Annotated in this window: 6 protein-coding genes; all 6 read right to left on the bottom strand. The window is 69.1% G+C overall.

The features are described 5' to 3' along the window. The coding region (locus tag GOAMR_RS22835) for an N-acetylmuramoyl-L-alanine amidase (protein ID WP_005193495.1) at positions 1 to 1,130 on the bottom strand (1,130 nt) is incomplete at its 3' end. A gap of 186 nt (positions 1,131 to 1,316) precedes the next feature. Further along, positions 1,317 to 1,649, bottom strand: a complete 333-nt coding sequence (gene trxA, locus GOAMR_RS22830; RefSeq protein ID WP_005193494.1) for a thioredoxin — start codon at positions 1,647 to 1,649, stop codon at positions 1,317 to 1,319. 50 nt (positions 1,650 to 1,699) lie between these two features. Beyond that, the gene (trxB, locus tag GOAMR_RS22825; RefSeq protein WP_005193493.1) at positions 1,700 to 2,701 is read right to left on the bottom strand and encodes a thioredoxin-disulfide reductase; all 1,002 of its coding nucleotides are present in this window, start codon (positions 2,699 to 2,701) and stop codon (positions 1,700 to 1,702) included. Between the two features lie 146 nt (positions 2,702 to 2,847). Then, entirely contained in the window at positions 2,848 to 3,519 is a 672-nt protein-coding gene (locus GOAMR_RS22820; protein ID WP_050942882.1) for an RsmA family anti-sigma factor, read from the bottom strand. A 7-nt stretch (positions 3,520 to 3,526) separates the two neighbouring features. Continuing rightward, on the bottom strand, positions 3,527 to 4,114 hold the full coding sequence (gene sigM, locus GOAMR_RS22815) for an RNA polymerase sigma factor SigM (RefSeq protein ID WP_005193490.1): 588 nt from the start codon (positions 4,112 to 4,114) through the stop codon (positions 3,527 to 3,529). A 352-nt stretch (positions 4,115 to 4,466) separates the two neighbouring features. Next, the gene (murJ, locus tag GOAMR_RS22810; RefSeq protein ID WP_005193489.1) at positions 4,467 to 8,303 is read right to left on the bottom strand and encodes a murein biosynthesis integral membrane protein MurJ; all 3,837 of its coding nucleotides are present in this window, start codon (positions 8,301 to 8,303) and stop codon (positions 4,467 to 4,469) included. Between the last annotated feature and the right edge of the window lie 227 nt (positions 8,304 to 8,530).

Below are 8,530 nucleotides of genomic sequence, written 5' to 3'. Positions count from 1 at the left end.
CCTTCTGCCGCAAGGAGATCGGCGAACGTGTAGGTGCCGGTGGGCTGATCATTCTCACCCAGTAGATACACCCGTTTGACGGCCACGAGAATGGCCTCGGCAATGGTGTCGCGGGCTTGCGGATCGTTCAGCAGCGCGGCGTCGGCGCTGTTGGTGATATAGCCGACGTCGATCAATGCGACGGGCATCTTGGTGAGCCGCAGGATTTCCCACGTGCGTTCATGTGTCCGGCAATCCAGAAGTTTGGTGCGGGCGACGATCTCGCGCTGAATAAACTGCGCCAATTCACGGCCGATGGTGGAAAAAGACCCGTGTGAATTGCCGAAATAGAATGTGGTGACGCCGTGCGCACGCTCATTGGAGTAATGGGCGCACCGCAAAGAAATGGTGAGATCCACACCCACCTGATTGGCGACGCGGGCGCGATCCTCGTCGGTGGGGGTGCCGTGCCCGTCGTGCGACAGGAACGTCTCCATCCCGGCCGCCGCCATCCGGCGCTCCAGGCGCGAGGCCAGGTCCCAGAGGATCTTCGACTCGAAGTCGGCCATCGCCCCGGTGGAGAACTCATGCGCACCGCCGGAACCCGGGTCGATGAGCACCCGCTTGCCCGCCAGTTGAGGCCCGGAGCTGCGGACATGCTCCTCTTGCCGGATCGCGTACGGGGACCCGCCGGTGACCCGGATGCCGAGACGCTCGAGCGACCGCAGTGTCGACGGCCCACAGATGCCGTCGGAGGCCAGCCCGTACTCGCTCTGATACAGGCACACCGCGTTGTGGGTGCTCTCGGCGAACGTGCCGTCGACCAGCCCGGTGTAGTAGCCCAGATTCTGCAGCCGCGACTGCAGGGTGGCCACATCGTCGCCGGCCATCGGCGCCGACAGCCGGTACAGCAGGATGCGGGCGCCGAGCTGATAGGACGACTCGCGCAGCACCCGGTAGGTGGCCGGCCCGACGATCCCGTCGACGATCAGGCCGCGTTCCTGCTGGAAGGCGCGGACCGCGTGATCACAGGCCTCGTCGAAGGCGGCCGGTTGGTCCGGATCGGGGGTGGGCAGCAGCCCACGATTGGCAAGGATCGTTCTGATTTCGGAAATAACCGAGCCCTCGTCACCAAGCCGGTAGATCCGCATCGAGCGCTCCTTGCTGCCGTCTGGGCCCACTTCGTGCGCAGCTCGCACCCGTGTGCGAGCCCATGGGCCAACCTGCATTCTCTCAGTTGGTGACGGCGCCGCCAATTCTAGCAGCGGGTGAATCCTCACCGGACGGTCCAGAGTGGACGATCCGGTGAGGATTGGGTGACGATCCGAATGCGGGCCTCAGGCCCCGACGACCCCGTCGAGCTCGCGGAGCAGGGCGGCCTTGCCCTTGGCGCCGACGATGGTCTTGGTGGGCTTGCCGTCCTGGAACAGGATCATCGTCGGGATGGACATGATCTGGAAGTCGCGGGCGGTGGCCGGGCTGGCGTCGACGTCGAGCTTGGCGACTGTCAGTTTGTCGGCGTGATCACCGGCGATCTCCTCCAGGACGGGGGCGACCATCTTGCACGGGCCGCACCAGGTGGCCCAGAAGTCCACCAGGACGGGTTTGTCGGACTGCAGCACCTCGGCGGCGAAGGTGTCGTCGGTGACGGTGATGGTGTTGGCGCCCATGTGGGCCCTCCTCTGGGTTGGGGTGCGGGGATTCGGGGGATATGTCGGCGTCAGACGCCGACAGCGGTGGCGGCGACGGGGTCGGCGTCGTCGATCCCGTCGGGCTGGTCGGCGAGCCAGCGTTCGGTGTCGATGGCGGCCGCACAGCCACTGCCGGCGGCGGTGATGGCCTGCCGGTAGGTGTGGTCGACCAGGTCACCGCAGGCGAACACACCGGGCAGGGAGGTGTAGGTGCTGCGGCCGGCGACCTGCACGTAGCCGGCGTCGTCGAGGTCGACCTGACCGCGGACGAGTTCGCTGCGCGGGTCGTGACCGATGGCGACGAACATGCCGGTCACCTCCAGCGTCGAGGTCTCGCCGGTGACGGTGTCGACCAGCTCGAGGCCGGTGACCGAGTTCTCGCCGAGGACCTTGCCGACGGTGGCGTTGGTGACGAAGCGGATCTTCTCGTTGGCGCGGGCGCGTTCGAGCATGATCTTGGAGGAGCGGAACTCCTCGCGGCGGTGCACCAGGGTGACGCTGCGGGCGAACTTGGTGAGGAAGGTGGCCTCCTCCATCGCAGAGTCGCCACCGCCGATGACGGCGATGTCCTGGTCCTTGAAGAAGAACCCGTCGCAGGTGGCGCAGGCGGACACGCCGCGGCCGAGCAGTTCCTGCTCACCGGGCACGCCCAGGTAGCGGGCGGCCGCACCCATGGCGAGGATGACGGCGCGGGCGCGGTGCACCTCACCGGCCACCTCGACCTCCTTGACCGGGCCCTCGAGACGGAGCGCGTCGACGTCCTCCATGCGCAGGTCGGCGTTGAAGCGCAGCGCCTGCTCGCGCATCTGGTCCATCAGGTCGGGACCCTGGATGCCCTCGCGGAATCCGGGATAGTTCTCCACCTCGGTGGTGGTCATCAGCGCACCGCCGAACTGGGTGCCCTCGAACAACACGGGCGACAGTTCGGCGCGTGCTGCGTAGACGGCTGCCGTGTACCCCGCGGGTCCGGATCCGACGATGATGACATCGTGGATCGGGGCGTCGGTGTGTTCGGTATCGGTGTTGGTCATCAATTCCTCCGTGCTGCGGCTTGAGCGCAGTCGCTTCCCGCCGGGGACGGCCAGGTGCCGGTTCCGGCTCGTACAACGTCAAGCGTATGCGGTCGTGTTCCCGGCCGTCGGCCGTGGCTGCCCACTGAACCGGTCGGCGAGCCTGGTCAGCCCCCGATCGTCGTCTCGGCGATGGTCGCCGGGTTCCCGGGGCCACAGTCGGGGCCGACGACCAGGGCGGTGAACCGTCCGACGGTGCCGGTGGTGACCAGGACGACGACGCCGTCACGTCCACGCAGGCGTACGGGGGCCGATCCCGCGATGGGCACGCTGTCGGCGATGCCGTGCGCCCGGATGCAGCCGCGCAGGCGTGCCTCGTCCGCGAAGCCCCGGATGCGGGAGCCCGGTGCCTCGGAACCGGGTGAGCTCAGAGCCGACAGCAGCGTCGCACGTTCGGCCGGGGACAGCGCGACGGGATTCGACGGCCGATCGGGTCCGGAACCGGTATTCAGCGCCGCCACCGTGATGCCTCCCGCGGCGACGGCCGTCACCGTGGCGGCCGCCGCGAGCACCCGGCCCCGCACGCGCCGCGCCTGTCGGGGGCCGCCGGGGCGTTGCGCCGACAGACCCGCCAGGGTGGCCCGCGACCTGGTGAGGACGTCGTCGGGTGCGGTGGCCGCCGGGACGGGCCACGCTCCCAGATCGGCGACGGTGCGGTCCAGCGCCGCGAGGACGTCTCTCGCGTCGTCGTCGAGATGCGCGCGGACGTGCGCCGCGGTGACGTCGTCGAGCGCACCCGCGTGCAGGTCCGCGAGTAGGTCGACCGGGAAGGGAGGCATGGGGAGCTCAGGTGGGTTGGGGTGCGCGTGCATCGGTGATCCCTCCTGCGTCCATGTCCGGATCCACGAGATGCCCGAGCAGCCGGGCGAGCCTGGCCCGGGCCCGCGAACTGCGGCTTTTGATGGTGCCGACGGGCAGGTCGAGACGGCGGGCCACCTCGGCGAGCGGCCTGCCCTCGACGTCGATGGCGATGATGACGGCCCGCTGGTCGTCGGTGAGCTGGTGCAGGGCGTCGTCGATCGACAGGGACAGATCGACATCGGCCATCTGGTCGGACGGGTCGGCGAACGGCGCCGTGTCGGGGTCCGGGATGGGAACTATCCGGTGAAGTCTGTTGCGGCGCAATCGATCCAGTGAGCAGTTCACCGCGATACGGTGCAGCCAGCCCGCCACGGGACCGTCGCCGCGGAACTGGCCTGCGGTCTGGTACGCGCTGATGAGGGTCTCCTGCAACGCATCTGCCGCGTCGTGCGGGTTGCCACAGGTGCGCAGGGCGACCGCCCACAGGTGGTTGTGGTGGCGTTCGATGAGCGTGGTGAAGGCGGCGGGATCGCCCCGCAGGTGTGCGTGCAGCAGTTCCTCATCCCCGGTCACATGCTCCCCCTCCCCGTTCCCAGATGTGAGCTTAGTGCACTAAGCCATCCGGAAACCGTTGGTGCAGCCCGCCATCCACAGTTGTGGGCAACTCTGTGGATAGCTTCGTGCGCAGGCTGCTGCCCGAATGCGGTCGCGGAACCGTGAATCGCCTCGGTGCATACCGGAAGATCTGTGCCGCAACAGATTCCGGGAACCACGCACAACTGACCGCGAGGTAGGCAGGTGTGCCCGCCGGATGACAGCCACATGTCCGGCAGGCGACCATGACCCCGATGTCCGGTGCACAAAAGACTCAGGGGCATAAAAAAGACCCGGCCACAAGGGCCGGGTCTGTGGATGACGAGGTTCGCTATCCGGTCATGGACACCTGGGCGATCGACGCCTGGTACCCGCCGTTGCCGCTCGGCGGCAGCGACTTGATCCACACCATGACGTGACCGGTGGGGGCCGCGCCGTTGACGGGGATGGTCAGGGTCCGCCCGGTCACGCGGCCGGCGGCGAGCTCCTTGGTCTGCTCGAGGCCGCCCGGGGTGGCCGACGACGCCGACCGCACCGACACATCGAACCCGGGGGTGTTGGTGCGGATGGTGACCGACTTGATCGCATGCTCCTTGTCCAGCGCGAACATCAGCCCCATGCCTGACTTGAGACCACCGAAGTCCGAGCGTCCCCGGTAGTTATCGGTCTGCCACGCCGGTGCGGCGCCGCTGACCACATTGCGCAGGTTGGCGGAGCTGTCGGCGGGCTGACCGGAGAAGTCGACCAGCGACACCGACCGCAACCCCACCGGACCGGCCGGTGCGGGCGCGGGAGCCGCGGGCTGCGGGGCGGCGTTGCCCGTCGTCGCGGCGGGCGCCGACGTGGTGGGCAGGATCGAATCGATGTCCGTCGCCTCGTCGTCGTCGCCGAAGATGCCGGTGGCCCACGCCACGATCGCCAGAATGATGAACGCGATGGCCAGGCCCAGTCCGATCAGCACCGCCATGTTGCGTTTGGCCGGATCGGTCTCGGTCTTGCGCGGCGTCACCGACACTGGCGGCTGATCGCTGTCGATGGTCGGCAGCAGATCGGTCTTCAGGTCGACGACGGTCGCCTGGTCGAGCACCTGCTGCACGGTGGCCGCGGTGCGGATGCCCCGGTTGCCGTCGAGGGCGCGGGCGGCGACCGCCGAGATCTCGAACGGCACCCCCGTGCGGGCATCGAGAGGTTCGACCGGCACGCCGTCTTTGTCGGGGACGGCCACCTCGAGGCCACCGACCGGCTCGGTGGTGTCATTGGTGGTGATCACCTTGGACCCGGTCGCGGCGTCGAGCGGCCACCTGTCGAGGAGCAGCGCGTACAGGACCGCACCGAGGCCGCGCACGTCGGAGGCCTTGTCGTCGCCGGCGAGGGTGCCCGGGAAGGCGAGCACCGCATTGCCGTCGGAGCTGATACGGATGCGGTCCGGGTGGTCGATGGACAGTGCGCCACCGGAGCGGTGGGCCGCCTCGGCGGCCGCGGCCAGCGCCCGCACCGCCCGCGCCGCGCCGATGGGCGACGGACCCGACTTGGCGACCTCCGTCAGCGACGAACCGGGCACCCATTCGGACACCACGATGCCGCCCGACGAGCCGCGCACCACGTCGAGGACGCGCGCCACACCCGGCGAGTTGACCTGCCCGAGGCGCAGCGTGCGGGCGAGCACCGCCTGCGGTCCGGTGTCGGACACCTTGATCTGCGTGCCCCGGGCGGGTGCCGGCGCCATCTGGTCGGCGTCGACGAAGGTCAGCGCGACCTCGCGGTCGAGGTTGGTGTCCCGGGCGCGCCAGAACTGCAGGCCCCGCGTTCCGCCGTGGCCCTCGAGCAGCCGGTACCGGCCGCCGGCGACCGCGGCACCGGCGATCAGGCGCGGTCCGCGGACCGCCGGTTCGGGTGCCAGGGGCGGACCGTCGGGGGCGGCCTGGTCATCGGAGGCCTTGGGGGTGCCGCCCTCGGCGTCAGGAGTGTTCTCGGTGTCGGCGGTTTCCGGGGCGTCAGTCTCCGGGGAATCCGGGGTGTTCATGCCCGCGAGGTTGACCACCTTGGTGGGGGCGTCGTTCGCCCCGATCCCCTGTACGGGAGCGGGTGGGACGGGCGCAGCAGCGTCCGCCGCCAACGTCTCGGGCACGTTCGGTGCCTGGGTGGCGCTGGTTTCGCTCACGTGCCCGAATCCTCTCCTGCGGTATCTCGTGTCGGGGGGCAGAACCATCCGGTTGGCGGCATAGGCGCCATGCATTCCCGTCGCACCGCCCGAATGCACCGCGTACGACTGCCAGCTCGACGTGCCCCGGTCGAACCGGCGCATGATCTGTACCTGTCCAGAGTACGGGAGAGCGTCGTCGTTCCCGACCCGTGGAAATTGCAGGGTGAGCGAGGCGGCGCTGTCCGCGGACGGCGGTGTCTTGGGGGCCAGCGCGGGGATGAACCGGCCGAGCAGGCGCTGGACGGCGTCGAAGATCGCGACCACGTCGGGCACCTTGCAAGCGGCGAGTCCCGAGTACACGATACCCAGGACCACCACGGCGGTGATCACCAGATAGGCCAGGGACCCGATCTTGCCGTGGTGCCCGGACAGGTTCGACAGGCCGGACAATTCGGCCACCGCCCACACCGCCGCGGTGACCAGCACCGACGTCGCGATGGACACGATTGTGGTGCGTTTCACATCCGTCATCCGGAAAGCGCCCAACCGGCGCCGCAGCAACTGGTGCCCGACGATCGCGCCGACGAGGTAACCCAGACCGTTCGACAGCGCCAGCCAGCGCACCACCTGGTCGGCGTCGTCGAACAACACGGTGCCCAGGTACGACGCGACCACCTTGACCCCGGTGATGCCGACGACCATCGCCGTCGGCGTCCACGGATCCTCGCGGGCGTAGAACACCCGCAGCTGCACCAGCGTCATCGCGTACGGGATGAGCGTGAACGCACCCCACGCCAGCACCGAACCGAGCTGCTCGGCATCGTGCTGGGTGTAGTTGCCGAAGTTGAACACGGCGATCGCGATGGCCGGCCCGAAGAACGTCATGAAGGCGACGATCGGCACCAGCGACACCATCGTCAGACGGGTCGCCAGCGACATGTCCTCGACGACGGCCCTGTGGTCCTTGGCGGCCGCGTTCCGGGACAGGCGCGGCATGATCGCGGTCAGGATGGTGACGCCGAGGATGCCGTACGGCAACTGCAGCAGCTGCCAGTGCGTGAAGTAGGCGCTGATGCCGCTCTCCGCGGCCGAGGACGCGATCCGGTAGGTGATCATCATGCCGACCTGCAGCACCAGCACGTAGCCGATGATCGCGACGGCCATGTTGCCGAACTGGCGCAGCCGCGCGTCGATACCCCACTCCAGGCGCAGCCTGACCCCGGCGCGGCGCAGCCACGGCACCAGGATCATCGCCTGCAGCACCACGCCGAGCGAGCAGCCGACGCCGAGCACGAGCAGCTTCGGGTCGCTCATCTTGACCGGGTTGAGCGTGATCTCACCCGGCACCAGCCGGAACGCCACCAGCGCCGAGATCTGCACGATGTTGTTGAGGACCGGCGCCCACGCGCCCGGCTTGAAGTAGCCGCGCATGTTGAGGATCGCGATGAACAACGCGGTCAGGCCGTAGAACAGGATCTCCGGCAGCAGCAGGTACGCCAGCGCCGTCGACAGATCGCGGTCGACCTTGCCGTCGCCGACGTTGAGGAACGTCAGCACCGGCGCGGCGATGACTGCGACGACCGTCGCCACCCCCAGGACGACCACCACCAGTGTGAATATCTTGTTGGTGAACGACTCGCCGCCGTCGGGGTCCTCGGCCTCGGCCCGGGCCAGCAGCGGGATCACGATCGCGGTGAGGACGGCGCCCAGCACCACCTCGGCGATCATATTTGGCAGCACGTCGGCCGCCTGGAACGCCGAAGCGAGACCCGAACCGAGCATCGACAGGATCAGGACGGTACGCAGGAAGCCGGTGATCCGGCTGAACAGCGTCGCCAGGGCGATCGAACCGCCGGTCTTGAGGATCGACGAGTCCGAGTCCTCGGGTGGCGGCTCGTGCGTGTCGGCGGCCTGGGTGTCGGGTTTCTTGCCCGGTGCCTTGAGGAGGGTGTTCCCGGCGGGTGGGCCACCGGCCCTGGTCTCGTCGACATCACCGGTGGAATTCGAGCCGCGGGTACCCGCCACCAGGGGCTCGGCATGGGCCGGCTGTCGTTCCTGGACGGGACGCCGGGGCCCAGATGTGGGCTGGGGTGACACGGGACGCTGTGCTGCGGGCCGGGGTGCCGGGCGGCCGGTCACCGGCGGTGTCGCCGGTGCGGCGGCCGGTGGCCTGCGGTTGAGCGCCGGTGTCGCGGGTTCGCCGGAGTCGGCGTGGTCGCGGGCGGCGGGGGTTGCCGGTTGCCCGGTGGGAT

The organism is Gordonia amarae NBRC 15530 (assembly GCF_000241345.1).
GTDB lineage: Bacteria > Actinomycetota > Actinomycetes > Mycobacteriales > Mycobacteriaceae > Gordonia > Gordonia amarae.
This window is presented reverse-complemented; position numbering and strand designations above follow the sequence as displayed.

Excerpts from the sequence above, each read along its gene's own strand:
- trxA (WP_005193494.1), bottom strand. The coding sequence starts at position 1,649 with ATGGGCGCCAACACCATCACCGTCACCGACGACACCTTCGCCGCCGAG.
- trxB (WP_005193493.1), bottom strand. The coding sequence starts at position 2,701 with ATGACCAACACCGATACCGAACACACCGACGCCCCGATCCACGATGTC.
- GOAMR_RS22820 (WP_050942882.1), bottom strand. The coding sequence starts at position 3,519 with ATGCCTCCCTTCCCGGTCGACCTACTCGCGGACCTGCACGCGGGTGCG.